Genomic DNA, 25,564 nt, shown 5'->3' on the forward strand with positions numbered 1-25,564 from the left:
CCGCGCTGGGGCACGGCATGACGCGGTGCGGCCTGACGTGGCCGGCGCGGCTGGGATGTGCGCGAACGACGTGAGCGGACGTGACCGCGGCGGGTCATGGAACGTCCGCGGCAAAGGATGGGCCGGGCGTACGCGGCCGCGCGTGGAGCGCGCGGCGCCGGCGAACCCGTCGTGGGCCGTCACGGGCGCTCCCGCCCGGGCCGCCCGATCGATTCGCCCGATCCGCCGGTCAGCCGCCGGTCCGCGCCGGTCGGCCTGCCTTCGGATCCCCTGGCCGCCCTACCCCATCGAGTACGGCGCTCACCGCCCGCGCGGTAAAGCCATCGTCCAGAGGCAGTTGCCGGAATACCACCCGCAGCCAGACCGCGCCGGCGAGCAAATCCATGATCGTCATCGGGTCGGCGTCGTCGTCGATCTCGCCGCGTTCCCGGGCCCGTTCGAAGATCGGGCGCTCCCGGGCGAATCGGTCGGCGAAGAAGCCCTTGGCCGCCGCAGCCAGTTCGGGGTTGTTGGCGGCGGCCCCGAGCGCCGCGACGGCGACGTCCGCCGCGGGGGGAGTGGTGACCATCCGCGCAAGGTCGTCCAGTAGCGCGTGGAGGTCGCCACGGAGGCTGCCGGTGTCGGGCACGTGGAAGTCGAGCGCCCGCGCCTCCACCAGCGCCGTGCCGAGCAGGGCGGCCTTGGACGGCCACCACCGGTAGATCGTCGTCTTGTTGACCCCCGACCGTTCGGCCACGCCCTCGATGGTCAGCCCTTCGTACCCCTTCTCCGCCAGCAGCAGCAGCGTGGCGTTCAGGATGTCGTCCTTCTTGCGCGGGGCCATGCCGGGAGCCTACTGCAACGGGCCGTTGTGTTTTAATGGCCAAGTGCAACGCAACGGTGCGTTGTTTTAGGGAGGTGTGTGTCATGAGCCTGCCGGTGGTCTTCGTCCACGGCACCCGCTTGAGCGGCACGATGTGGACCCCGGTCCGGGCGCTGCTGCGGGCCCCGTCCGCGGCGCCCGACCTGCCCGGCCACGGCCGCCGGCGCGGCCGGCCGTACGACACGGAGGCGGCCTGCGACGTCGTGGCGGAGGCGATCGCCGACCTGGGCGGCCGGGCGCTCGTCGTGGGGCTGTCCCTCGGCGGCTACGTGGGCATCGCCGCCGCCGCACGGCATCCCGGCCTCGTCGCGGGCCTGGTGGCGATGGGGTGCACGGTGCGTCCTGACCGGCCCATCGCACGCGCTTACCGGTTCGTGGGGCGCCTGGCCTCCCGCAACCCGGAGCGGGCCGACCGGGTGAGCCGGGTCGCGCTGCGCCGGATGTTGCCGGGCGCCGTCGGCGAGGCCATGATCGAGGGCGGACTGAGCAGTGAGGTCGTGGCGCCCGTCCTCGCGGCGGTCACGGCGGGGGACCCCCTCGCCTCCCTGGCGGCCTACACGGGGCGGGTCTGGCTGGTGAACGGCGCCCGCGACCCGTTCCGGGCCGACGAGCAGGCGTTCCTGCGGGCCTGCGCCCACGGCAGTCTCACGCACGTGCCGGGCCGGGGTCATCTGACCGTGCTCGCCGATCCCGCCTGGCTCGCCCGCTTCGTCGACGCCGCCGCCGAGGCGGTCTCCGGCCGCCCGGCCTGATCACCCCCGCGCCGTACGCCCGGCTCCGCCGAGTGCGGCGACGAGGGCGAGCGCCAGGTAGACCAGCCCCGAGGCGTACCTGAGCGTGCTCGCGCGCAGCCGCCTGCCGAGTGACCCGGCGGTGAGCGCGTACGCGAGGTCGGAGGCCAGCCCGATGACGGCGATCACCAGTCCGAGGAGGAGGACCTGCCCCGGCACGTCGCCCGAGGGATCCACGAACTGGGGCAGGAACGCCAGGAAGAACAGCACGGTCTTGGGATTCAGCACGTTGACCATGACGCCTTCGAGGAAGACCCGGCGCAGCGGCTGCGGGCTCGGCTCGTCGCCGTCCGAGCCCCGGCGGGTCAGGGCGCGGACGCCGAGATAGACCAGATAGGCGACGCCGGCCCACTTCACCGCGGTGAACAGCGCCGCGGAGCGCGCGAGCAGATAGGACAGCCCGGCCGCCGCGGCGGCGATGTGGACCAGCGTGCCCGTCTCCACACCCAGGGCCGAGGCGACCCCGGCGCGGCGGCCCTGGGTGACACCCCGGGCGGCGATGTAGAGATGGTTGGGCCCCGGCACGGCCACCAGAGCCGCCGAGGTCGCCGCGAAAACCAGGAACGTCGAGGTATCGATCACGCTTGCCGAGGCTAGAAGCGTTCCGTCCCGCGTTCCCGGGCCAATCGGCTGCCGTGTGCGTGGACCAATCCGCTCAGAGCGAGCCGGGTCCCTTGGCGAGGTCCCGTACGATCTGGATCAGCTCGGCCGGGTCGAACGGCTTGGTGAGGTAGGCGTCGACACCGATGTCGTATCCCCGCCTGCGGTCGTCCTCCTGGGCCCGGGCCGTGATGAGCATGACCTTGATGTGCCGGGTGCTCGGGTCCTCCCGCAACCGCCTGGCCGTCTCCCAGCCGTCCAGACGCGGCATCATCACGTCGAGCGTGATCACATCGGGATCCACGTCGTGGACGCGGTCCAAGCAGTCCTGACCGTCGTAGGCGGTCTCGACCTCGAACCCCTCCAGGGTCAGGTTGACCGCTATGAGCTGCCGGATGACCTCGTCGTCATCCACGACCAGCACGCGTCCCAGAAGCTCGCTCACGGCGGCAAAGCTAGCAATGAGACGGGGTGGGCGCGCGGTTTTCGCTGATCTACGGGCGCACACTCCCGGGCGGCCGTATTGATGTGACGAACGGCCTTCAAGTGCTGGTAGCCTTATCAGCGGTTGAGCCCCCTTAGCTCAGGGGATAGAGCACCGGCCTCCGGAGCCGGGTGCGCAGGTTCGAATCCTGCAGGGGGCACATATAGTGTCTTAAAGCGGGACAAGCCATGCTTGTCCCGCTTTAACTGTTTTGGCCTCGATCGGGTTGTGCGGCCTGAAGGTGCGTGCACGTGATCACCATGCTGCCGCCGGAGGTTCGCTTGGCGCTGTGCCGGAGTTGAGTGCGGCGCAGTTGGACGCGCTGGTCGAGCAGGCCACCGTGGACGCCTTCGACTACGACGTCGAGGACGAGCCGGAACCGCCGGTGCCGGCCGGGCTGGCGACACTGAGCGCGCCGCAGCGGGCGCTGGCCAGAACGGCGCGCGGAGCGTGGGCGGCGGGCCGCGGCCTCGCGGGTCGAGGAGGAGGCCCGCCGGGAGCGGGAGCGGGCCGCGGCCCGCGAGGAGGCGGCTGGCGGCGTTGGCCCGTGGCGAGGACGCGGCCTGGGAACGCGTCGACGTGATGATCGGCACCCGGAAGCCGGGCGAATACGACGCGGCCGTCGAGCTTCTGGTGGATCTGCGGACTGTGGCCAAGCGTGTCGCTCGCCTGGAGGAGTTCACGCGGCGGCTCATGTCGCTGCGCCGGGAACACTCGCGTAAGCCCAGGCTTATGGAGCATCTCGATCGAGCGGGGCTCGTCGACCGGGTCGGGTCCTGAGGGGTTCAGCCCGTATCGGAGCCGGAGAGCAGTTCCCGCTCCCAGTCGGCGAAACGTTCACGCATCGCGGAGACACTGGAGGAGTTGGCGCCGTATGGCCTGCCTGCCACCGCCGCCGCGCTGATGTTCTTCGCCCTGTCCGACCTGGCGCGGCTCGCGGGGGTTCGTCCGCCTGGCACGCTTTACCAAGCTGTGCATCGCGTGTGAATCCCGCTCGTGGTGCTGGTCGCCTGCACTTTCGGGCCGATCGTGTGGCCGCCGCTGTTCACCACCGGCCTTGGCTGGTTCACCCGCATCGCCTTTGAACGAATGTTCGGTCGCGGAATTCCGTCCACTGGTCGCTCTTGACGCAGCGGCGGTGACGGCCTTGCTCGTCCTGACCCAGGTCTGCGCGAGATCCGCGAGCGGCGTGACGGCCTTGATCGGTGAGCGCGGGGAAGCCGGGTCGGCGGACGCGGCCCGGTCCTCGTGGCCGGCCCCGGCGGCGTTGAGGGGTGACACGGGGCCCGTACGGAGAGGTCCAAGGTCCCTGTCCGGTTGATCAAGCAGCCGGGGACGCTGTGTGAGCGCGGAGGTGACATCTCCGGTCACCGCGCCTGGCGCGACACACAGTGGAGGCAACCATGAATGCGGGGGACGCGCCTGCCCGGCATCCGGACGCCCGACCGGCCGCCGGCCGTCCGGCGTTGATGTTGATCCTGGCCACCGTCGGTTTCGCGATCAACTTCTGGGCCTGGGCGCTGCTCAGCCCGCTGGCGCCGAAGTTCAAGGAGGCCCTGCACCTGAGCCCCTTCCAGCAGGCGCTGGTGGTGGCGGTGCCGGTGGTGGTCGGGTCGCTGGGCCGCATCCCGGTCGGTGCGCTGACGGACCGGTACGGCGGCCGGGTTATGTTCCCGCTGGTGTCGCTGGCCACCGTCGTGCCGGTGCTCTATCTGGGGCTGGCCGGGCAGACATCGCTGGCCGGGCTGCTGGCCGGCGGCTTCTTCCTCGGCGTAGGCGGCACGGCCTTCGCGATCGGCGTGCCGTTCGTCAACGCCTGGTTCCCGCCCACGCGGCGCGGCCTCGCCGTCGGCTTGTTCGGTGCGGGCATGGGCGGCACCGCCATCAGCGCGTTGACAACGGTCAGGCTGACCGACGCGGGCGGCACCGCGACCCCGTTCGCGGTCACCGCGGCCGTGCTCGCCGCGTACGCGGTGGTGGCGGCCCTGCTGCTGCGGGACGCGCCTGGCCGGACGGTGCCGGCCGAGTCGCTGGCCCATCGGCTGGCGGCCACGCTGCGGCTGCGGATGACGTGGCAGGCCTCGGCGCTGTACGCGGTGGCGTTCGGCGGATATGTGGCGTTCTCGGTCTACCTGCCCGCCTACCTCAAGACCGCGTACGGACTGGCGCAGGCCGATGCCGCCAACCGGATGGCCGGATTCGTGCTGCTGGCGGTGCTGATGCGCCCGGTGGGCGGGTGGCTGTCCGACCGGTTCCCGCCGACCGGGGTGCTCGCCGGGACGCTGCTCGTCGTCGTGGCCGGCGCCGCCGTCCAGGCGTTCACGCCCGCGCTGGCACCTGTCGGTACGGTCGCGTTCCTGTCCATGGCCGCCGCGCTCGGCGCCGGCAGCGGCGCGACGTTCGCCCTGGTGGCGCTGCTCGCCCCGGCGAACAAGGTCGGCTCGGTCACCGGGATCGTGGGCGCCGCGGGCGGCCTGGGCGGCTTCGTACCGCCACTGCTCATGGGCTTCGTCTACGGCCGGTACGGCACCTACGCCCTGGGGCTGGCGCTGCTGGCCCTGGTCGCGCTGGCCGCCCTGCTGCTGGACACCACCGCCGTCATCCGGACGGCTCGCCGCGCGCTCGGACCGGGTCTGGCCGAAGGATCGAAGGCACATGTGTGAGTACTGCGGCTGCCAGGCCGTGACCACGATCGGTGAACTGACCCGTGAGCACGACCTGGTGGTCGACCTGATCGGGGACGCGCGCACGGCGCACACCGCGGGCGACGTGGACACGATGGTCGCGGTCGCCGGACGGATCGCCGCGGTGCTCGGCCCGCACACTGAGGTCGAGGAGTACGGCCTGTTCCCCGCACTGGCCGGGGACTTCCCCGATCAGGTCGCCGGGCTGGAAGCCGAGCACCGGCGCATCGAGGCGGTCCTGCGCGAGGCAGCCGACGGCACGCCCGCCGACCCCGGCTGGCCCCTCAGGCTCCTGGACATACTGAACCTCCTGCGCACCCACATCCTCAAGGAGCAGGACGGGGTGTTCCCGGCGGCGCTGGCCGGCCTGAGCACGGATGAGTGGGAGGCCGTCGAGAAGGTCCGGGCCCGGGTCGGCACCCTGTTGCCGCCTTTGGGCGACTGAACCGGCAGCCGAGCCCTGCCGATCATCGCGGGGTGTTCGATCATCACAGGACCAAGGTCCCGGCCGGCAGGGACGGCCGGCACCTGCCGGGTGACCCGGCGTCGGAGGAGCCTGGGATGTGCGACGCGCTGTGCGCCGCATCCCCGTGTTCCCGTCGAAGGAGTGCACCGCCGTGTCATCACGCCCGCCCCAGGACGCCACCGGTACTCCCGCTACGGACTCGGTGCCCGGTGCTGCTCCGCTGCTGGCTGCACGTCGTTTCCTGACGAAGGAGACGGTCGGCGACGGCGGGCGGACCCTGCACCAGATCGACCGGAGCGCCTGGGAGACGTTCTACCGGGACCGATGGCGCTACGACCGGGTGGTCCGGTCGACGCACGGCGTGAACTGCACCGGCTCGTGCTCGTGGAACGTGTTCGTCAAGGACGACCTCATCACCTGGGAGCACCAGGCCACGGACTATCCGACGACGGGCGCGGACGCGCCGGACTACGAGCCGCGCGGCTGTCCGCGCGGGGCGTCGTTCTCCTGGTACGAGTACTCGCCGTCGCGGGTGCGGCACCCGTACGTGCGCGGGGAACTGGCCGAGATGTTCCGGGAGTCGCTGAGGCGCCTCGGTGACCCGGTGCTCGCCTGGGCCGACATCGTCGAGAACCCGACGAAGGCACGCGTGTACAAGACCCGGCGGGGCCGCGGCGGCTTCGTGCGAGCCTCGTGGGACGAGGCGATCACGATGATGGCCGCCGCCCACGTCTACACGACGAAGACGTACGGCCCGGACCGCGTCGTGGGGTTCTCGCCGATCCCGGCGATGTCGATGGCGTCGTTCGCCGCCGGTACCCGCTACCACGCGCTGCTGGGCGGCACCCTGCTGAGCTTCTACGACTGGTACGCGGACCTGCCGGTGGCGTCCCCGCAGATCTGGGGCGACCAGACAGACGTGCCCGAGGCGGGCGACTGGTGGAACTCCACCTACCTGATGATGTGGGGCTCCAACATTCCGGTGACCCGGACGCCGGACGCGCACTTCCTCGCGGAGGCCCGTTACCGGGGCACCAAGGTCGTCGCGGTGAGCCCCGACTACGCCGACAACGTCAAGTTCGCCGACGACTGGCTCGCGCCGCACCCCGGCACCGACGGTGCCCTGGCGATGGCCATGGGCCACGTGATCCTCACCGAGTTCTTCCGCGACCGCGAGGTGCCCTACTTCGCCGACTATGTCCGCCGTTATACCGACCTGCCGTTCCTCGTCACGCTGCGGCGGCGTGACAACGGCATCTGGACCCCCGACCGCTTCCTCACCGCGCAGGACCTCGGCGAGCCCGGCGACCGGAACGACGACCCGGACCGGACCGCGGCGCACAAGACGGTGCTCGTCGACGAGCGTACGGGCGAGCCGGTCGTGCCGAACGGCTCGCTCGGGTTCCGCTACGGCGAGCGGGACGCCGGCCGGTGGAACCTCGACCTCGGCGAGGTGGTGCCTGCGCTCGGCCTGCTCGGACTCACCGGCGACGCCGTCGAGGTCGAGCTGGCCCGGTTCGACGTCGGGGACACCGAAGGCGGCGCCACGATGCGCCGGGGTGTACCGGTCACGCGGATGGGCGGGCACCTCGTCACGACCGTGTTCGACCTGCTGATGGCGCAGTACGGCGTGCGCCGCGGCGACCTGCCGGGCAGCTGGCCGGCCGGGTACGACGACGCCGGCGAGCCCAACACCCCCGCCTGGCAGGAGAACATCACCGGGGTTCCCGCCGCGCTCGCCGCCCGGATCGCCCGCGAGTTCGCGCGTAACGCCGAACGCAGCCGGGGCCGCTCCCTGATCGTCCTCGGCGCCGGGGCCAACCAGTGGTTCCACTCCGACATGACGTACCGGGCCTTCATCTCGCTCGTCACCCTGACCGGCTGCCAGGGCGTCAACGGCGGCGGCTGGGCCCACTACGTCGGTCAGGAGAAGGCCAGACCGCTGACCGGCCAGCAGCACATGTCGTTCGCCTTCGACTGGCAGCGCCCGATGCGCCACCAGGCCGCCACGCCGTACTGGTACCTGCACACGGACCAGTGGCGCTACGAGCGAGTGCCCGCCGACGAGCTGTCCTCGCCGCTGGGCACCGGCCGGTTCAGCGGCATGACGTTCGCGGACACGATCGCCGCCGCCCAGCGGATGGGCTGGAGCCCCGGCCACCCGGCGTTCAACCGCAACCCCCTCGACCTCACCGACGAGGCGGCCGAGAAGGGCCACAGCGTCCAGCAGCACATCGTGGACGAACTGACAGCCGGACGGCTCAAGGCGGTGGCCGATGACCCCGATGACCCCGCGAACTTCCCCCGCTGCCTCACGCTGTGGCGGGCCAACCTGCTGGGCTCCTCCGGCAAGGGCAACGAGTACTTCATGCGGCACCTGCTCGGTGTGGACTCCCTCGCCGCCGCGCAGGAGTGCGACCCCGGCCGGCGGCCCCGCGACGTGGTCTGGCGCGACGAGGCGCCGACCGGGAAGCTGGACCTGCTCACCGCGATCGATTTCCGGATGACCAACACCGGGCTGCACGCGGACGTGGTCCTGCCGGCCGCCACCTGGTATGAGAAGCACGACATCTCGACCACGGACATGCACCCGTTCGTGCACGCGTTCAGCCCGGCCGTCGAGCCGCCGGCGGACGCGCACACCGACTACGACACCTTCCTCGCCCTCGCCGACCGGTTCAGCGAGCTCGCGGCCACCCACCTCGGCGTACGCCGCGACGTCCTCGCGGTTCCGCTGCAGCACGACACGCCCGACGAGCTCGCGACGCCCGGCGGCCGGGTGCGGGACTGGAAAGCGGGGGAGTGCCCGCCCGTGCCCGGCGTGACGATGCCGAAGCTCGTCGAGATCGAACGCGACTACACGCTGATCGGCGCCAAGATGCGCGCGGTCGGCCCGCTGCTCGACACCCTCGGCACCACCACCAAGGCGATCACCGTCGACGTCGCCCCGGAGATCGAGTACCTCGCCCACCAGAACGGCGTCGTCGCCGGCGGCCCGTTCGCTGGACGTCCCTCGCTCGCGACCGCGGACCGGATGTGCGAGGCGATCCTGGCGCTGTCCGGCACCACCAACGGGCGGGTGGCCGCCGCCGGCTTCGCCGCCCTGGAAGCGCGCACCGGTCAGCGGTTCGCCGACCTGATCGAGGGCCACGAGACCGACCACATCTCCTACCCGGACACCCAGGCCGCACCGCAGCCGGTGTTCACCAGCCCCGAGTGGTCCGGATCGGAGAAGGGCGGCCGCCGCTACTCGCCGTTCACCCTCAACGTCGAACGGTCGAAGCCCTGGCACACCCTCACCGGGCGGCAGCACTTCTTCGTCGAGCACGACTGGGTCGCCGAGCTCGGCGAGCAACTTCCCGCCTTCCGCCCGCCGCTGAATATGGCGCGCCACTTCGGCAAGCCCGGCGAGCTCGTCGACGGCGGCGTGACGGTTCGGTTCCTGACCCCGCACGCCAAGTGGTCCATCCACTCGATGTACCACGACAACGAACTGATGCTCGCGCTGTCCCGGGGCGGGCCGGTGATCTGGATGAGCGTGGAGGACGCCGCGAAGATCGGTGTCAGGGACAACGAGTGGATCGAGGCGCACAACCGCAACGGCGTCGTCGTCGCCCGTGCCGTCGTCAGCCACCGGATGCCCGAGGGCACGGTGTTCCAGTACCACTCGCCGGAGCGGACGGTGAACGTGCCCAAGGCCGAGAAGAACGGCCGCCGCGGCGGTTACCACAACTCGATGACCCGGCTGCTGGTCAAGCCCACCCACCTCGCGGGCGGGCACGCGCAGCTCACCTACGCCTTCAACTACTACGGCCCGATCGGCAGCCAGCGCGACGAGATCACGGTGATCCGCCGCCGTTCCCAGGAAGTGGAGTACTGATGAGGATCCGAGCGCAGGTCGCGATGGTGATGAACCTCGACAAGTGCATCGGTTGTCACACCTGCTCCGTTACCTGCAAGCAGACCTGGACCAACCGTGAGGGCACCGAGTACGTGTGGTTCAACAACGTCGAGACCAAACCCGGCATCGGCTACCCCAAGCACTACGAGGACCAGGATCGCTGGCACGGCGGGTGGCAGCTCGACGGCAAGGGCCGGCTGACCCTCCGCTCCGGAGGCCGGGTGAAGCGGCTGGCGCGCATCTTCGCCAACCCGGACCTGCCGTCGATCGACGACTACTACGAGCCGGTCACGTTCGACAAGGACATCCTGGTGAGCGCGCCCGGCGGCCTCACCGACACGCCGGTCAAGCGGCCGTACTCCGCGCTGACCGGCGAGCCGGCCGCCGTGGAGTGGGGAGCGAACTGGGAGGACGGCCTCGGCGGCGCGCACGAGCGGGCCGGCCGCGACCCCAACATCGCCCGGATGCCCGCCGAGGCCGCGGCGAAGGTCAGGTTCGAGTTCGAGAAGACCTTCATGTTCCACCTTCCGCGCATCTGCGAGCACTGCCTCAACCCGGCCTGTGTGTCGGCGTGCCCCTCCGGCGCCATGTACAAGCGGGAGGAGGACGGCATCGTCCTGGTCGACCAGAACAAATGCCGGGGCTGGCGGATGTGCGTGTCGGCGTGCCCGTACAAGAAGGTGTACGTCAACCACGCCACCGGCAAGGCCGAGAAATGCACCCTGTGCTTCCCGCGTATCGAGGCCGGCCAGCCCACCATCTGCTCCGAGACGTGCGTGGGGCGGTTGCGCTACCTCGGCATCGTCTTCTACGACGAGGACGCCGTCCTCGCCGCCGCGTCGGTGAAGGAGGAGCGCGACCTGCTCGACGCCCAGCGTGACGTCTTCCTCGACCCGCACGACCCTGCCGTGCAACAGGCCGCCCGCGACGCCGGCATGCCGGAGGAGTGGGTCGAGGCCGCGCGGCTGTCCCCGGTGTGGCGGCTGATCGGCGAGTATCGGATCGCGCTGCCGCTGCACCCGGAGTATCGGACGCTGCCGATGGTCTGGTACGTCCCGCCGCTGTCGCCGGTGCTCGACGCGGCCGGCGCCGCGGGCCGCGACGACACCGACGCCGACGACGTCTTCCACACCATCCGCGACCTGCGCATCCCGGTGGAGTACCTCGCAGAACTGTTCACCGCCGGTGACGCCGACGCCGCCGCCGGGGTCCTGATGAAACTGGCCGCGATGCGGTCGTACATGCGGGCCCGCACCCTGGACGGCACGGTCGCCCAGGGCCTGCTGGACGGCATGGGGATGACCGCCGAGCAGGTCGAGTCGATGTACCGGTTGCTCGCGATCGCCAAGTACGACGAGCGGTATGTCATCCCGGCCGCGTACGGCAAGGACGCCGCCGCCCTCGAGGCGCAGGCGGCCTCTGCGGGCGGCTGCTCGCTCGACTGCGAGGGCGGCCCGGGCATGGGCGGGTCCGAGCCGGCCGCCGTGGAGCGCTTCCACCTCGTCAGCGGCGGCGACGACGTGCACGCCGGCCGGCGGGGGCTCACGTCGCGGCGGCCCGACGGGCGGACGGGCCTGTCCGTCGACCCGGTGCGGCGGGGGCGGTCATGACCATGCCGACGACCACGTCGATGAGCACGCCCATGACCGCTCCTGTTACCGCGACTGTTATCGTGCCGCCGACCGACGCCGCCCCGGTGACGGCGGCCGACCGGACCCGGCTGTTCCGGCTCGCGTCGGTGCTGCTCACCTACCCGGACGCCGACCTGCTAGGCGCCCACGACGAGCTGCGCGGCGCCGCCGCCCTGATCGAGCACCCGTGGCTGCGCGGGCAGGTCGAGGAGTTCCTCGCCTGGCTGACCGGCACCGCGCCCATCCACGTGCAGCGGCACTACGTGCAGACCTTCGACCTGCGCCGCCGATCCGGCCTGTACCTGACGTACTACCTGCACGGCGACACCCGCAAGCGGGGGATGGCGCTGCTCATCCTCAAGCGGCGCTACCGCGCCCACGGCCTGCGGCTGGCCGCCGGTGAACTGCCCGACCTGCTGCCGGTCGTGCTCGAGTTCGCCGCCACGGTCGGCCCCGGCGAGGGGGAGGCGCCGCTGCGCCAGCACCGGCGGGGCATCGAACTGCTGCGCGCCGCTCTTGCCGACCTCGGCACGCCGTACCGCCTGCTCCTCGACGCCGTCACCGCGGTCCTGCCCGAGCTGACCGACGCCGACCGGAAGGCCGTCGCGGAACTGGCCCTCGACGGCCCGCCCGTCGAGTCCGTCGGCCTGGACTTTCCGGGTGGCGTCGGTCTCGCTCCCTACCCCACCTGCTCCTCGTCGGAGGCCCGATGAAAACCGTCGTCTGGATCGTCCTGCCGTATCTGTGCCTGGCGGTGTTCGTCGGCGGCCACGTCTGGCGGTGGCGCCACGACCAGTTCGGCTGGACCACGCACACCAGCCAGCTGCTGGAGAGCCGGATCCTCCGCCTCGGGTCGCCGCTGTTCCACCTCGGCGCGTTCGGGGTCGTCGGCGGGCACGCCATGGGGCTGCTGGTGCCGGCCTCGGTGACCGCGGCGCTGGGGATCCCCGAGCACCTCTACCACCTGACCGCGGTCTGGGGCGGCACGCTGACCGGGGCCATGCTCGTCGCGGGGCTGGTGCTGCTCATCGCCCGCCGCTTCATCGACGGGCGGGTGCGGCGCAGGACCACCCCGATGGACAGGGTGCTCTACCTCGCGCTGACGGCCATGATCGCGTTCGGGATGACCGCCACGGTCGCCGTCAACCTGCTCGGTGACGGGTACGACTACCGGGAGACGATCGCGGTCTGGTTCCGTAGTGTGTTCTGGTTCTCCCCGCGCAGCGACCTGATGATCGGCGCGCCGTTGGTCTACCAGGTGCACGCCATCGGCGGCTTCCTGTTCCTGGCGTTGTGGCCCTTTACGCGGCTCGTGCACGTCTGGTCGGCGCCGCTGGCCTATCTGTGGCGCCCGTACGTCGTCTACCGTGCGCGCCGAGGGCCGCTCCCGGCGGTTCCGCCCACGCCGGTCGCCGTGCGCGAGGCGACCGCACGCCTCGGCCGCTGACGCCCCCACGCGGCGGGGCAGGAGGGGACCGGCGGCCCGCCTGCCGTGGGACCTTCGTCACTACAGCCTCCCTCTCGGGCCGTGGTGGACTCCTGATCGGCCCCGCCGCCGGCGGGCCATAGGCGAGAACCTGGGACTTTGGGGGGATGCGGGTTGTCCGACGCCGATGGTGGTACGAAAGGATTCCCGACAGCGCGGACCGGGCCCGCGGGCGCGGCGCCACCCGTGTTGATACAGGGCGGGATGGGCGTGGGGGTGTCCGGGTGGAGGCTGGCCCGTGCGGTGGCGGGCACCGGTCAGCTCGGCGTGGTGTCGGGCACGGCGCTCGACGTCACGCTGGCCCGCCGGCTGCAGCAGGGGGATCCCGGAGGGCATCTGCGCCGTGCGCTGGCCCGTTTTCCGGTCCCCGAGATCGCCGAGCGGGTCCTGGCCCGCTACTTCGTCGCCGGCGGGGCCGTCGACGACAGGCCGTACCGGCCGGTGCCGCGTCTGGGGCTGCGGCGCGGCCAGGCCGCGGACGAGCTGGCCGTGGTCGCCAACTTCGCCGAGGTCCTGCTCGCCAAGGAGGGGCACGACGGTCTGATCGGGGTCAACTATCTGGAGAAGATTCAGATGGCCACGCCGGCCGCGGTCTATGGGGCCATGCTCGCCGGAGTCGACTACGTGCTGATGGGCGCCGGCATCCCGGCGGAGATCCCGCGGCTGCTCGACGATCTCGCGGCGCAACGGGATGCGGAGATCTCGGTGACCGTGGCGGGGGGCGAGACGCCGCACACGGTCGGCCTCGACCCGATGGCACTGCTCGGCCGGTCGTTCGCGCCTCTGGCACGGCCCCGGCTGCTGGCGATCGTCTCCTCGCACGTCCTGGCCGCCTACCTCGCGCGCTCGGCCGTGACCAGGCCGTACGGGTTCGTGATCGAGTCTCCGGCGGCGGGTGGTCACAGCGCGCCGCCGCGCGGCCGGGTGCGGCTGGACGAGGCGGGCGAACCCGTGTACGGCCCGCGTGACGAGGTGGACCTCGGCAAGGTCGCGGCGCTCGGCCTGCCGTTCTGGCTCGCCGGTGGGTACGGCACGCCCGACGGGCTCGTCAGAGCGCTGGAGACGGGAGCCGCCGGGATCCAGGTGGGGTCGGCGTTCGCGCTGTGCCGGGAGTCGGGCCTGGACGACGAGCTGAGGCGGCGACTGCTGCGCGACGCCGCCGACGGCGCCCTGGAGGTCCGCAACGACCCGCAGGCATCCCCTGCCGGTTTTCCCTTCAAGGTCGCCCAGGTGCCCGGCACGCTGTCCGATGCCGGCGTCTACGCGGAGCGGCCCCGGCTGTGTGACCTGGGCCACCTGCGCACGCCCTATCAGAAGCCGGACGGCGGAGTCGGCTACCGCTGCCCGGCGGAACCAGTTGAGACCTACGTCCGCAAGGGCGGTCGCGTGGAGGAGACCGCCGGGCGCCGGTGCCTGTGCAACGGGCTGCTCGCCGCGATCGGTCTCGGACAGCGCCGTCCGGACGGTTATCTCGAGCCCCCGCTGCTCACTCTCGGCCAGGACACCGGCTTCCTCAGCGCTCTGCCGGACGACTACTCGGCCGCCGACGTGGTCGACCGCATCCTGCAGGGGACCGGCGCACGCTGATCCAGAGCCGGGGCAGGCGGCGCCGCCTCGCGTTCACGGACGCCGATCGCCACGAGCGGCCGGCGTCCCGGCGCGGCCGCTCGTGGCCCCTCGTGGCCGCGCCGGGATGCCGGCGCGGCCACCGCCGCGCTCGACCTGGCACAGGAAACGGCGGCAGGGTGGGCCGCGGGCGGTGCGTATGACCGTCCGCGGCCCGGTAGGAGCTCACATCAGCTGCACAGGCTCCACTGCTGGTTCGTGCCGCCGTTGCACGACCACAGAATGAGCTTCGTGCCGTTGGTGGTGCCGGCGCCGTTGGCGTCCAGGCACAACCCGGACTGCACGCCGGTGATGGTGCCGTTGGAGTTGAGGTTCCACTGCTGGTTGGTTTGTCCGTTGCAGTCCCACAGCTGACGGGAAGCTAGCCGGGTAGTGCGACGGAACGCGGCCGGGTCCCGGTGTCACATGGCGGTGATCTGCCATTCCTGGTTGGCACCGCTGTTGCCGGCCCATTGGATGACTCGGGCGCCGTCGGCCGTGGAGCCGGCTTCGACGTCCGCACATAATCCATCGCCCACGTTGACGAGCCGGTAGTAGCCGCTCGTGGCAGCGGGGACGAGTTTCCACCGCTGGTTCGTGCCGTTGGCGTCGGTCATCTGGACGAGGGCGGTGCCCTGATTGGCGTTCGGGCTGCTGAGGACCTTGCCGCTGCCGACACTGGTCAGCCGGAACGAGCCGTCGGAGTTCTGCGACATCCGCCACTGCTGGTTGGTCCCGCCGTTCCAGGGCCACTGGACGACAGCGGCACCGTCGGCGGTGGAGCCTCCGTAGACGTCCAGCACCTTGCCGCTGTTGCGGTTGACCAGGCGGACGACGCCGGTGGACAGGCCGCCGGTGCCCAGCTCGACGGTGATCTGGGTCGTCGTACCTGCGGTCAGTGACACCTGCCGGGCATGGCTGCCCAACGGAGAGGCGGCGACGCCTGCGCTGGTGGTAACGGAGGCGATCCCGCGCCGGCTGATGAGCGTCACGGTTTGAGTTACTTCGGAGATGACGGTGGCGGTGACGGTCCGGGCGCTGATGTCCCAGGTGAGCGATTCGATCCGGATGCGGTTGCGGCCGCGCACGCCGGTGATCGTGCCCTTGGCGAACTGATCGGGCAGCGCGGGCAGCAACTCCAGGATGCCGGGCCTGGTGTAGATCAATGCCTCGGCGACAATCGCGGGCAGCGAGTTGGCGGCGTCGGCGTTGTAGATCGACAGGTTCGGGTTGTGCGAGGTCATCATCGATCGGAAGATCATGTTGTTGCCCAGGATCTTCCGCAGGTTGCCGTACACGCCCGCGCCGTCCTTGAGCCGGGCTCGGGCGAGGCTGCGGTGGATGGCGCCGTGGGCCTCCCCTCCCTCGTCCCCTCGCAGATCCAGGGCGCGGCTCGCGTAGCGAATCAGGTCGGGCTTGTCCTCAGGGTTGATCTCGTGCAGCGGCCAGACCGGGTACATGTGCTGTACGTGACGGTGGTTGTACCGGTCGGTCAGGCTGGGCCACGACCATTCCGCGAGCGCCCCGTCGCCGTTGATCCGATAATCGGGCATCTTGGCCAGCAAGGCGGTCCAGCGTTGCACGCCTTGGCCTGGGCCCTGCTCGGTGCCGAGGAAGTCGGCGGCGTCGATGGCGGCCTGCAGCGCGTGCTTGCCCGCGGCGATCTCGCCGGTCGCATTGATCGACAGTTGCCTGCCCGTGTTGCCGGGGCTGTTCTCCATGGAGAAGCACGGCACGAAGATGACCTTGCCGTTGGCGTCGGTGCGAGTGAGGAAGTCCTCGTAGAACAACGCGAGCTCGATCAGGACCGGAGCGAGCTTGGTGCGGTAGAAGGTGGCGTCACCGGTGACCTGGTAGTACTCGAGCAGCGGATAGAGCAGCCAGTCGGCGCCGCCGATCCAGGTGTGGCCGGGGAACCCGCTGTCGAAGTGCAGCATCTTGCCGTACTCGCCGTCGGTGCGGGAGGGGGCGAGCAGTCCGCGAGTGCCGTAAAGATTTCTGGCGTTGGTGCGCCAATCGTTGATCTGGCCGAGGATCAGGTTGAAGTAGCCGTCCATGGCTTCGGTGAGAGACAGGATGTTGCCGCCGGCGACCTGGAAGTTGACGTTGGCGTCGGTGGTGAAGTCGCCGGCCCACGCCGCGTCCCAGGCGCCCGTCCACAGGCCGGTCAGCCGCGGTGGCAGGACGCCGCTGGAACTGAGGAATAGGTAACGGCCGGAGTCGTACATCCGCTCCAGCAACGCGAGGTCGATGACATTGCGGTTGGAATTCTGCCGCGCGATCAGCTCACTGGTCGACAGTTGCCGATCGGCGGCGCTGACGTTCAGGTCGAGGCGTGACCGGTCGTACAGCGGGGTGTGCAGGGCGGTGTGCCGCGTGAGCAGCGTCGCGTAGTCGGCGCTCAGCGCGGCCAGCGCCATGTGCAGCGGTTTCGCGTCCCACGCGGTGGACGACTCGTAGCGGTCGAGTTTGGTCAGCAGCACGAGTTTGGTCGCCGCGGCCACGACGATGGCCGACCCGCTCACCCGTACTGAACCGCCGGTCGCGACCACCCGGGTGACGCCCTCATAGCCGAACGCCCCCTGCCCGGCGGGGTATGTGCCCCGCAGGTTCAGGTAGCCGTCACCATTGCCGACCGTGGCCAGGGTGGCGAAGCCGACGGAGCCCGGCACGCCGCTCAGGGCCGTCGTAACGCTCAGCGTGGTGTCGATCGTCCGCCCCGGCGCGGGAGTGAGCTCGTGGACGATGACCCGGTCGGCTCGGGAGGCGAAAGCCCTGCGCGTCCACGTACCATAACTGTCGGTCCACGTTGAGGTGACCTCCCCGGTCCTGAAATCGGTGATCCGGGCGTAGTTGTTGACGGTCGTCATTCCCGGGGTGCTGATCCGCAGCTCATAGCCCGGATGGAAGGTCTGGGTCCAGCGCAGGGACCAGCCGGAGGTGAAGTCGCCGGTGGCACCGTTGAAGTCACCGGCAAGCGCCTTGTCCCTGACGCCCGGCAACCGGCCAGATAGCACCGGCGGAGTCAGGTTACGGGTGCCGTTGGGCATCACGAAGCGATGATGCGTGAAGACAACCTTCTCCAGGGTGGGCGCGCCGTAGAGCATGGCCCCGTACTCGCCGTTGCCGGTCAGGAAGGCATCGGTCCAACTCACTGCGGAGGCCGTGTCGTAGATGCCGCGTTGCGGCAGTTGCGGCGGCACGGCGGCAGCCGCTCGGTCAGCGAAGATCGCCGAAGGAAGCGCGGCAGCGCCGACGGTCGCCGCCGTGGTGGCGATGAAGCGTCGACGGTTCAGCGGCATGTTCATTGAAGCTCCTGGTGGCGAGTTGGGCGTGGTGCCTGCGGCCGAGTGCCGGCTGTGCCGCCACGACTGGTCCACCTCCGCGGTACGGCCGCTATTCGACGGGACACCCTGGTGCAGCGCATGCGGTCAAAGGGGTGCCTCCGAGGGCAAGAACACAACTAAGTTTGTCGGGAGGACATCCCATGAATAGGCGCGCTTTCGCGCAACGTATGACGTCTGATGTATTGGGTCAAGAACAATCTCGAGCGCCGCGTAACCTGGTCCCGGTTTCCAGGACGGCCGACGACTCTTTCGGGAGCTTGGTGAAACTTTCATCGACGGGAAGGTTGGGCGCCAGAACGGCGACCGCGAGGTGTGCGCCTACCGTCGGTTACTTCCTTCATTCATCCGTGGGCGCGACGTGCCCGCAGAGAGTCATCCCACCTTTGGTAGACGTGCGGCGAAGAATTCATGCACGATTGTTGGAATCTTGCTGATCGTCGGCGGAGGTGCGCCCGAGCCATGCCACCGCCAGCGGAATCCCGCCGGCTTCGATGGCGGGATCGGCATCGGGCTCGACCGTCCCCGCGCGGCAACATCTCCGCAGCATCGCCGCGCACTCCGCACAGTCCGATGCGGCATGCCCCGTTCACTCCGGGCGTGCCCGGCGGTCCCGCCCCTCCACCACCGCCCGCCCGAGCAGCTTGTCGATGCTGCGGCGCTCGCGTTTGGTGGGACGTCCCGCGCCACGAGCCCGAACGGCCACCGTCACGGCTTCCTCGCGCGGAGGAGGGGGAGGGCTCTTGTCGACGTAGCACTCGGCGGCCACGGTGGCGCCGACCCGCTTGGTGATGACGCGGGAGACGACAACAATGCGTTCGCGCCCCTCGTGCCGCAGACGGACCTCGTCACCGACCCGGACGACGTGCGCGGGCTTGACCCGCACCCCGTTGACCCGGACATGACCGCCCCGGCAGGCGTCGGACGCGATCGAACGAGTCCTGGTCAGCCGTACTGACCAGATCCAGACGTCCACCCGCGCACTCACCTGCTCACCCGACCCTCCGCCACTGTGCTGAGAGCGGCGCCCTGCCAGCAGGCAAGCCCGCCTGGCCAAGGGCTGCAGGGACTTGACTGCAGCATCGTCCCGTATCGGCCGGCGGTGAGGATGCCTTCGAGCAGGACGTGATACCCGTGGTCGAGGGAGTACCGGACGATCGCGTCGATGAGGCCGATGTTCACACACCTTCTACGTCCCGCTCCCGCAGCAGCTCGGACGGCGACGAGTGCGACGTCACCTTCCAGGGCCTCCTGATCAAGGGCTGACCCTCCGGTTGATCTGCTGAACATAGGGTGGACGGCATGGCGCTGCGACTTGGTCTGCTGAATATCAAGGGGCGGGATAGCTCAGCGCTCGGCCGGTTCTGGGCGGAGGCGCTCGGTTGGGGTGTTTTCAGCGAGGGACCCGATGTGACAGGCGTTGGGCCCGTGGGGTTCGTCTGGCCCGACCCCGTCGCCGTCTGCGTCTGTCTGGTCACCGTTCCGGACCCCGAAACGGTGAGGTATCGCGTGCACCTCGATCTCGCCACCACCTCTGTGGCCCATCAGGCGGAGTTGGTCGCGCGTCTGAAGGAGCTCGGTGCGACGCCGGCCGATGTGGGCCAGGGCGACGTCCCGTGGACGGTTCTGGCCGACCCGGAGGGCAACGTGTTCTGCGTGCTGGAGCCTCGGGAGATCTACCGGGACACCGGGCCGATCGCCGCGGTGGTGATCGACTGCGCGGACCCGCGGGCCATGGCCCGGTTCTGGGGCGAGGCGATGGACTGGACCGTGCACGAGGTGACCGACGACCATGCGCGGCTGCGCTCCGTCAAGGGAGCCGGGCCCTATCTCGAGTTCCTCCGCACAACGCCCGGCGTGAAGACCGTGTGGAACCGCGTCCATCTCGACGTGCTGCCGTACCGCGGTGACGATCAAGCGGCGGAGGTGGCCCGGCTGCAGGCCCTCGGCGCGACGCTCGCCGACGTCGGCCAGGGCGATGCGTCGTGGATCGTCCTCGCCGACCCGGAGGGCAACGAGTTCTGCGTACTCGCTCCAGCTTGACGCGGAGTCTAGGGTCGCCTCCTTACCGCGCCTTCGCGCTGTGAGACCAGGCCGCGGCCGGAGCGGGAACGCCTGGGGGACCGCGGTCGTCGCCGCGTGTCGCACACGGCGGGTGATGGATGCGGTCAGCCTCGGAAACTGACGCGGGCTTCGACGGTCAGCCTTCGTCCGGATACAACGGCTGGTGGAGCTAGCGCAGATCTGGCTGGTGCCACGCAGGGGGCACCAGACCTTGACCAGCGGATCAAGCCGCTGACCAGGGCGAACAGCACAGAAGCGGGCGGGTCTCCAGTTTCACGGAGTCCCGCCCGTTCTCGTTGGCGCTCGCTGGTTGTGGACCAGTCGTGGACCGGCCCTCACGGGGTCAACGCGGCCTCGATGCGGAGGTTGTTCTGCTCCTGGCGGCCGTCGAGGCACTTGGCGTAGCGCTTCAGGAGCATGCGACAGCCGTTCTCGATCTCGGCTTCGTCCGCGCATGACTACCCGCACGGACGGGGAGCAAGGCTTCCGCAGCCGGCGCCTCATCGTTGGCCTGTGATTCGGCAGGGGCGCAGCTCGGCGAGACGTTGTCCGGGAGGTAGAGAGCTACGGTGTCCTGTGCGTACGGTTGGCGCATGTTTGAGCTACGGCCGGCTGTACGGCGCTGGATGGCCGACGCTGCCGTGGCGGTCGTGGTGCTGGCAGCGGCGGAGATCGCCATCGCTACCGGTAGAGAGGCGCACTCCGTTTCCCGTGACTGGTTGGCGTACGTGCTCGGGGTCGTGATGGCCGCGCCGTTGCTGCTGCGGCGGCGGAGTCCCGCGGCCGCGCTGTACATCGTCTCGGCGGTGCTGTTGCTGTTCTACGCGCTGGGTTATCCGGGCTTCCCACCATCAGTGGTGCTGGCTGTGCCGCTGTACGACGCGGTGCTGGCGGGTTACCTGTGGCGGGCGCTGCCGGTGCCGGTCGTGTTTCTGTCCATGGGCTACGTTGTGGCGATGCGGGACGGCATGCCGCCGCTCGACGCGGTCGCGGTGTTCCTGCCATCGATGGCCTTGGTCGTGGTCGCGATGCTGCTGGGCGCGCTCGTGCGCAGCCGGCGTGCGTACGCCGGGGAGGTGCGCCAACGGCTTCGTCTGGCCGAGGAGCAGCGCCGGCGCGAGGCCGAGCGCCAGGTGGCAGAGGAGCGGCTGCGCATCGCCAGGGAGTTGCACGACACGGTGGCGCATGCGATAGCCACCATCACAGTGCAGTCCGGCGCCGCGCTGCACCTGATCGACCAGGATCCGGCGCGGGCGCGGGATGCGCTCAAGGCCATCCGGCAGACCGGCAAGGCGGCGCTGGGCGAGATGCGCACGACGCTGGGCGTGTTGCGGGCCGACGGCGAGTCCGTCCTGGTGACCGATCGCGACATCGGCCTCGACCGGTTGCCGGATCTTCTGGCCGCAGTGCGGGCGGCGGGTCTGGAAGTGGGGTTCGACGGCGACATGTCCAGCCGGCGGTTGCCCGAACCGGTCGATCGCGCGGCGTACCGGATCTTGCAGGAGTCGCTGACCAACGTGCTGCGCCACGCCGGGTCAGCGGCGCGTGCGCAGGTCCGTCTGGCTTGGGAGCCGGAGTGGATCGCGATCGAGGTGACCGACGACGGTGTGAGCGCCGAAGCGGAAGCGTCGGGGGGCGGGCATGGTCTGGCGGGGATGCGAGAGCGAGCTGAAGGGCTGGGCGGGTGGTTCGAGGCGGGGCCGCTGCGCGGGCGCGGTTTCCGGGTGCGGGTACGGCTACCGCTGGAGGCGGCGTGATCCGGGTGCTGCTGGCCGACGACCAGGCCCTGGTACGGGCCGGCTTTCGATCGTTGCTCGACAGTGCGGCCGATATCGAGGTGGTGGGCGAGGCCGCCAACGGTGGGCAGGCGATCGCCTTGGTACGCGAACTGCGGCCTGACGTCGTGCTGATGGACATCCAGATGCCGGAAGTGGACGGGGTGACGGCGACCCGGAGGATCACCGATGACCCCGGGCTCTGTGGGGTACGCGTGGTCGTGCTCACTACGTTCGCGGAGGAGGCGAATGTCTTCGCCGCGCTACGTTCCGGCGCGAGCGGATTCCTGGTGAAGGACATCGAGCCTGATGAACTGCTGCATGCGGTGCGGATCGTGGCGCGCGGCGACGCGCTGTTGTCGCCCAGTGTCACGCGGACGGTGATCGCCCGGTCCCTCGGCGTCGCCCCGGAGGCCAGGCCACGGCTGGAGCCACCGGAACTGGTCCTGCTGACCGGCCGGGAGCGCGAGGTGGTAAGGCTGGTGGCGGCCGGGCTGTCCAACGATGAGATTGCGGCGCAGTTGGTGGTCAGCCCGTTGACCGCGAAGACGCATGTGTCACGAGCCATGATCAAGGTGGGCGCGAGGGACCGGGCCCAGCTCGTGGTGTTCGCTTACCAGACGGGGCTGGTCACGCCCGGTTGATACTCCCGCTGGAGTACGCCGACGCAGTACCCGGGGCTGGAAGGTGTCTGCCTACGGCGGACGCGCCACCCCCTCGCGGTGGCGATCATTGCGGGCATGTCTGATGCCGCACTGGGCACCGGGGCGTTCTCCGGCCCGATAGGGAACGCGGAACCCGCCACGGCGAAGAGAGGGCCGCTGCTGATCACCGCCTTGTTGGCGGCGTCGGGTGGCACCGCGATCTATCTGGCTCCGCTCGCCGCGGTGTGGCGTATGTCCTGGCCGTACGGGCTGCTGTTCCTCGCCCTCGGAGCGGCGCAACTGGGCACCGGTGCCGGTGTGCTGGCGCGGCCGGTGCCGCGGCGGTTGCTGTTCGCCGCTACGGCCGCGCTGGTCGTGGTCACCTTGTGGGCGCTGACCCGGCTTGCCGGGATCCTTCCCGGACCGGATCCGTGGATGCCGGGGAACTCCGTGATCGGGTTCACCGACTACGTCTGCGCCGCGCTGGAGGGCATCGCGGTGGCCGGTCTGGCCGGGGCGGTGGTGCTCGGGCTGCGCCCGCAGCGGCGTCTGCGGAGGGCGACGGCCACGGCGGCGGTCGCGCCACTGACGCTGGTCGTGCTGCTGGGCAGCTTCGTGGGAGTCGCCGCGGCCAGCGACGGACTGGCCGGCGCCGGGTTTCCCGCCGACGCGGTGGAGCCATCGAACCTGCCCGCCGGACAGCGCAGCACAGTGGAGTACTGCCGCCCTGACGGCATGCCCCTGGCCATGGATCTCTACATGCCCTCCACCGCCGCGCGGACCGGTGGGCCGATGCCTGTGGCGGTGTACATCCACGGCGGCGGCACCATCCTCGGTGACCGCAAGACGACCGGCCTCGGCGCGACACTGGCCAACCATGAGGGCGCTTTGTTCACCCCGTTGCGACGCCAACTGAACGCCCGCGGATTCGTGGTGGCCTCGATCGACTATCGAATGCCCCCGGGCGCGCCCTGGCCGGCGTCGATTCAGGACGCCAAATGTGCCGTGCGTTTCCTGCGCGCCCATACCGCCGCCCTGGGCATCGACGCCGACCGGATCGGAGCCTGGGGCGGTAGCGGGGGAGGACAACTCGCGTCGCTGCTCGGCCTCGCGGGGCCGGGAGCAGGATTCGACGACGGTCAGTACCTCGACCAGTCCAGCACCGTCCAGGCCGTGGTGGACATGTTCGGCCCCGCCGACCTCAACGACTTCGACGACGCCCCGCCGTTCATCCGCTTGTGCCTGGCGATCGGCGTCGGGGACTCTGCCGAGACCCGCCGCGCCATGAGCCCCAACACCTACGTCACCGCCAACGCCCCGCCGTTCCTTGTGCTCCACGGCGACCGCGACGAGGACGTCTTTCCCCGCCACTCCTTCGGCTTCGCCAAGCGCCTGCGCGCCGCCGGCGTGCCCACCACCCTGATCGAGGTCCACGGCACCGGGCACACCCTGGACACCCCCGGCCAACGACCGTCCCCTCAGCAACTCACCGACACGGTGACCGCCTTCTTGGTCAACACCCTGGGCTGAGCGGCCCGATTTCACCTACATCGACCACGCACATTCACACGGGAGACCTATCATGACGCTGCCCAACGTGACCGGCTTCGCAGCCGGTCAGCGGGCTACCGCCCATAACCTGAAGATCGGCGGTCTATGCACCGTCCTCGGCGCCGTCGTCTTCGCCACGGCCCGCCTCTTGCACGGCGACACTCCCGCGGCCGACGCCGAAGCCGCACTGGATTTCGTCGCGTCACGACCGACCTACGCCGCAGTGCACCTGGTCGCCGTCTTCGCCTCGATGATCGCGATGGCGGGACTGATCTCGCTGATCAAGTCGCTCACCCACCCTACGGCCCGGATGCTGGGCCGAGTGGGGCTGGCGAGTTCCGCCGTCGGACTCGCGGTGTTCAGCGTCGAAAGCACCAGCGAGGGCCTGGCCCTACCCGAGCTGGCCGAGGCGGCCGCGAAGGCCACTCCCGGCGGGCGGGCCGAACTGGTGCGTGCCGCGCACGCGGTGGCGATGACGACCCACGGTCCCTCCCTGGTCGCGATGGCGCTACTGTACGGCGTGCCACTGATGCTGTTCGGAGTCGCGATGACTCTGGACAACTACCCTTCCTGGCTCGGCTGGGCCGGGACAGTCGTCGGCACCGTGACACTGCTCGCCGCGACGGGCCTGTTCCTGTCGCCTCCCCTGTTCCCCGGCGCGTTGTTGTACGGCGTCCTCGGCTCCATGATCGTGCAGCTGTGGTTGCTTGCTGTGGGCGTGACAATGCTGCGCCGTGCGGCGGCCTATGCCCGCCTCGGCGAAGAGCCCTCCGCCCGCATCACCGCCGAATCCGACCCCATCCAGCGCGGCCGTTCCCGCTGACCTCAACACGGCGATTGGTCGCTCAGTCCGCCTCAGGTTCATCCCAGAACGGCGGTTGCGCCGTCGCGACATGCCACACAACTTTCCCGTCGTGGACTGAGCAGCTCCGGCTCATCAGCCTCATACCAGCGCTGGTAACCGAAGAAGGGGCCGTTCTTGTGGCGCCGGGCGGCCAACCAGGCGATCAGCCCGGCCACCTCAGGATGCCCGTCGGGGTGGATCTCCCAGCGGCAGGTCAGCGCCCAGTGTCCGTCGCCGTGGTCATCCGCGCACATCCTGACCAGGACCTCGTGGGCGTCGTATCGATAGCGAAGCTCCACGTGGAATGCGTCGAAGAGCTGGCGTTGCAGATCTTCGGCCACCATGGCCGGGCTGGTGGCCGACCGTGGGAGTTCATCGAGGAGGCCGAGACCTTCCGTGGGCTGTGGCTTGTCGGCCAGGGCGTTCAGCTCTTCTGGCTTCGCCTTGCCTGCCGCGGGCTCTCGTACGATCAGGAGCACCCGGCGGCGCAGCAGGTCGTGCCGTCGGCGATGCCGGCGAGGAAGCCGGCGTGCTGGAGCGCGGCAGCCGACACCGCCGGGTGCAGCGCTTTCGCGCCTCGACGGGAGCTGAACAGATCGATGTCCTCCGAGGGACGGGCCCCATCCCGTGGAGCTGCACGGCATGTCCGCCGCCCAGGACGAAGCCGTAGACGGAGGCGATCTTGAGTCCGACGCGGGCCAGCCGGCGGAGGTCGGGCCAGTGCCGCCGTAGCAGCTCTTTGTTGAGGAAGCGACGGAGATCCTGCCGCCTGCCCTCCTCAAGAGCAATTTTGTAAAGGGCGGTGCGGTCGTAGGCGTCATCGAGGTCGAAC

Annotated in this window: 22 protein-coding genes, 1 tRNA gene and 1 pseudogene; 16 read left to right on the forward strand and 8 right to left on the reverse strand. The window is 70.3% G+C overall.

What is annotated here, in order from left to right:
• Positions 1-229: 229 nt before the first annotated feature.
• Entirely contained in the window at positions 230-823 is a 594-nt protein-coding gene (locus HHX30_RS17420) for a TetR/AcrR family transcriptional regulator (protein WP_169983003.1), read from the reverse strand.
• Between the two features lie 83 nt (positions 824-906).
• Between HHX30_RS17420 and HHX30_RS17425 the strand changes: the two genes are divergently transcribed.
• Entirely contained in the window at positions 907-1,614 is a 708-nt protein-coding gene (locus HHX30_RS17425; RefSeq protein ID WP_169983004.1) for an alpha/beta fold hydrolase, read from the forward strand.
• Here the strand turns inward: HHX30_RS17425 and HHX30_RS17430 are convergent, their stop codons facing one another.
• Both HHX30_RS17430 and HHX30_RS17435 read right to left on the reverse strand, forming a co-directional pair.
• Entirely contained in the window at positions 1,615-2,235 is a 621-nt protein-coding gene (locus HHX30_RS17430) for a LysE family translocator (protein ID WP_169983005.1), read from the reverse strand.
• A 73-nt stretch (positions 2,236-2,308) separates the two neighbouring features.
• Positions 2,309-2,677 carry a response regulator transcription factor gene (locus tag HHX30_RS17435; protein ID WP_169983076.1) on the reverse strand — a complete coding sequence of 123 codons (369 nt, stop codon included), beginning with the start codon at positions 2,675-2,677 and terminating at the stop codon, positions 2,309-2,311.
• A gap of 148 nt (positions 2,678-2,825) precedes the next feature.
• Between HHX30_RS17435 and HHX30_RS17440 the strand changes: the two genes are divergently transcribed.
• From HHX30_RS17440 to HHX30_RS17450, 3 genes are all read left to right on the forward strand, one after another.
• Positions 2,826-2,897, forward strand: a tRNA-Arg gene (locus HHX30_RS17440).
• Positions 2,898-3,026: 129 nt separating this feature from the next.
• Positions 3,027-3,320, forward strand: coding sequence for a hypothetical protein (locus HHX30_RS17445; RefSeq protein WP_169982821.1), 294 nt, complete (start codon positions 3,027-3,029; stop codon positions 3,318-3,320).
• A complete protein-coding gene (locus HHX30_RS17450) occupies positions 3,317-3,517 on the forward strand; it encodes a hypothetical protein (protein WP_169983006.1) in 201 nt (66 codons plus the stop codon). Before HHX30_RS17445 ends, HHX30_RS17450 begins: the two co-directional genes overlap by 4 nt.
• A gap of 5 nt (positions 3,518-3,522) precedes the next feature.
• On the opposite strand, the gene HHX30_RS17455 is transcribed toward HHX30_RS17450, so the two are convergent.
• Positions 3,523-3,696, reverse strand: a complete 174-nt coding sequence (locus HHX30_RS17455) for a hypothetical protein (RefSeq protein WP_169983007.1) — start codon at positions 3,694-3,696, stop codon at positions 3,523-3,525.
• A gap of 444 nt (positions 3,697-4,140) precedes the next feature.
• Here HHX30_RS17455 and HHX30_RS17460 point away from each other — a divergent pair, with 444 nt between their 5' ends.
• From HHX30_RS17460 to HHX30_RS17490, 7 genes are all read left to right on the forward strand, one after another.
• Complete coding sequence (locus tag HHX30_RS17460) at positions 4,141-5,400, forward strand: MFS transporter (protein WP_211592133.1); 1,260 nt, start codon at positions 4,141-4,143, stop codon at positions 5,398-5,400.
• Complete coding sequence (locus HHX30_RS17465) at positions 5,393-5,866, forward strand: hemerythrin domain-containing protein (RefSeq protein WP_169983008.1); 474 nt, start codon at positions 5,393-5,395, stop codon at positions 5,864-5,866. The genes HHX30_RS17460 and HHX30_RS17465 overlap by 8 nt, the downstream gene beginning before the upstream one ends.
• Before the next feature lie 172 nt (positions 5,867-6,038).
• Positions 6,039-9,767, forward strand: a complete 3,729-nt coding sequence (locus HHX30_RS17470; protein WP_311922518.1) for a nitrate reductase subunit alpha — start codon at positions 6,039-6,041, stop codon at positions 9,765-9,767.
• On the forward strand, positions 9,767-11,398 hold the full coding sequence (gene narH / locus HHX30_RS17475; RefSeq protein WP_169983009.1) for a nitrate reductase subunit beta: 1,632 nt from the start codon (positions 9,767-9,769) through the stop codon (positions 11,396-11,398). Before HHX30_RS17470 ends, narH begins: the two co-directional genes overlap by 1 nt.
• Before the next feature lie 32 nt (positions 11,399-11,430).
• Positions 11,431-12,132 (forward strand): nitrate reductase molybdenum cofactor assembly chaperone, encoded by a 702-nt coding sequence (narJ, locus tag HHX30_RS17480; RefSeq protein WP_249350142.1) that lies wholly within the window; start codon positions 11,431-11,433, stop codon positions 12,130-12,132.
• Positions 12,129-12,866: a respiratory nitrate reductase subunit gamma gene (gene narI, locus HHX30_RS17485; protein WP_169983010.1), complete on the forward strand. Its 738-nt coding sequence runs from the start codon at positions 12,129-12,131 to the stop codon at positions 12,864-12,866. Before narJ ends, narI begins: the two co-directional genes overlap by 4 nt.
• 243 nt (positions 12,867-13,109) lie before the next feature.
• Positions 13,110-14,492, forward strand: a complete 1,383-nt coding sequence (locus HHX30_RS17490; RefSeq protein WP_169983011.1) for a nitronate monooxygenase — start codon at positions 13,110-13,112, stop codon at positions 14,490-14,492.
• Between the two features lie 209 nt (positions 14,493-14,701).
• Here HHX30_RS17490 and HHX30_RS17495 read toward each other — a convergent pair.
• The 3 genes and pseudogenes from HHX30_RS17495 to HHX30_RS17505 all read right to left on the reverse strand — a co-directional run.
• Positions 14,702-14,887, reverse strand: a pseudogene (locus HHX30_RS17495) (ricin-type beta-trefoil lectin domain protein); the annotation flags it as partial.
• Between the two features lie 45 nt (positions 14,888-14,932).
• A complete protein-coding gene (locus tag HHX30_RS17500; RefSeq protein ID WP_211592134.1) occupies positions 14,933-17,890 on the reverse strand; it encodes a glycosyl hydrolase family 95 catalytic domain-containing protein in 2,958 nt (985 codons plus the stop codon).
• A 553-nt stretch (positions 17,891-18,443) separates the two neighbouring features.
• Complete coding sequence (locus tag HHX30_RS17505) at positions 18,444-18,842, reverse strand: RNA-binding S4 domain-containing protein (RefSeq protein WP_311922521.1); 399 nt, start codon at positions 18,840-18,842, stop codon at positions 18,444-18,446.
• 314 nt (positions 18,843-19,156) lie between these two features.
• Between HHX30_RS17505 and HHX30_RS17510 the strand changes: the two genes are divergently transcribed.
• The 5 genes from HHX30_RS17510 to HHX30_RS17530 all read left to right on the forward strand — a co-directional run bounded on the left by HHX30_RS17510 (position 19,157) and on the right by HHX30_RS17530 (position 24,711).
• Complete coding sequence (locus tag HHX30_RS17510; protein WP_169983081.1) at positions 19,157-19,897, forward strand: VOC family protein; 741 nt, start codon at positions 19,157-19,159, stop codon at positions 19,895-19,897.
• Between the two features lie 614 nt (positions 19,898-20,511).
• The gene (locus HHX30_RS17515) at positions 20,512-21,675 is read left to right on the forward strand and encodes a sensor histidine kinase (protein ID WP_169983013.1); all 1,164 of its coding nucleotides are present in this window, start codon (positions 20,512-20,514) and stop codon (positions 21,673-21,675) included.
• Positions 21,672-22,337, forward strand: a complete 666-nt coding sequence (locus tag HHX30_RS17520; RefSeq protein WP_169983014.1) for a response regulator transcription factor — start codon at positions 21,672-21,674, stop codon at positions 22,335-22,337. Before HHX30_RS17515 ends, HHX30_RS17520 begins: the two co-directional genes overlap by 4 nt.
• A 96-nt stretch (positions 22,338-22,433) precedes the next feature.
• Positions 22,434-23,867 (forward strand): alpha/beta hydrolase, encoded by a 1,434-nt coding sequence (locus HHX30_RS17525; RefSeq protein WP_169983015.1) that lies wholly within the window; start codon positions 22,434-22,436, stop codon positions 23,865-23,867.
• 52 nt (positions 23,868-23,919) lie between these two features.
• Positions 23,920-24,711 (forward strand): DUF4386 family protein, encoded by a 792-nt coding sequence (locus tag HHX30_RS17530; RefSeq protein ID WP_169983016.1) that lies wholly within the window; start codon positions 23,920-23,922, stop codon positions 24,709-24,711.
• Positions 24,712-24,749: 38 nt separating this feature from the next.
• Here HHX30_RS17530 and HHX30_RS17535 read toward each other — a convergent pair whose 3' ends face one another.
• Positions 24,750-25,211: a hypothetical protein gene (locus HHX30_RS17535; RefSeq protein WP_169983017.1), complete on the reverse strand. Its 462-nt coding sequence runs from the start codon at positions 25,209-25,211 to the stop codon at positions 24,750-24,752.
• Positions 25,212-25,564: the final 353 nt, after the last annotated feature.

Source organism: Microbispora sp. H10836 (assembly GCF_012999525.1).
GTDB lineage: Bacteria > Actinomycetota > Actinomycetes > Streptosporangiales > Streptosporangiaceae > Microbispora.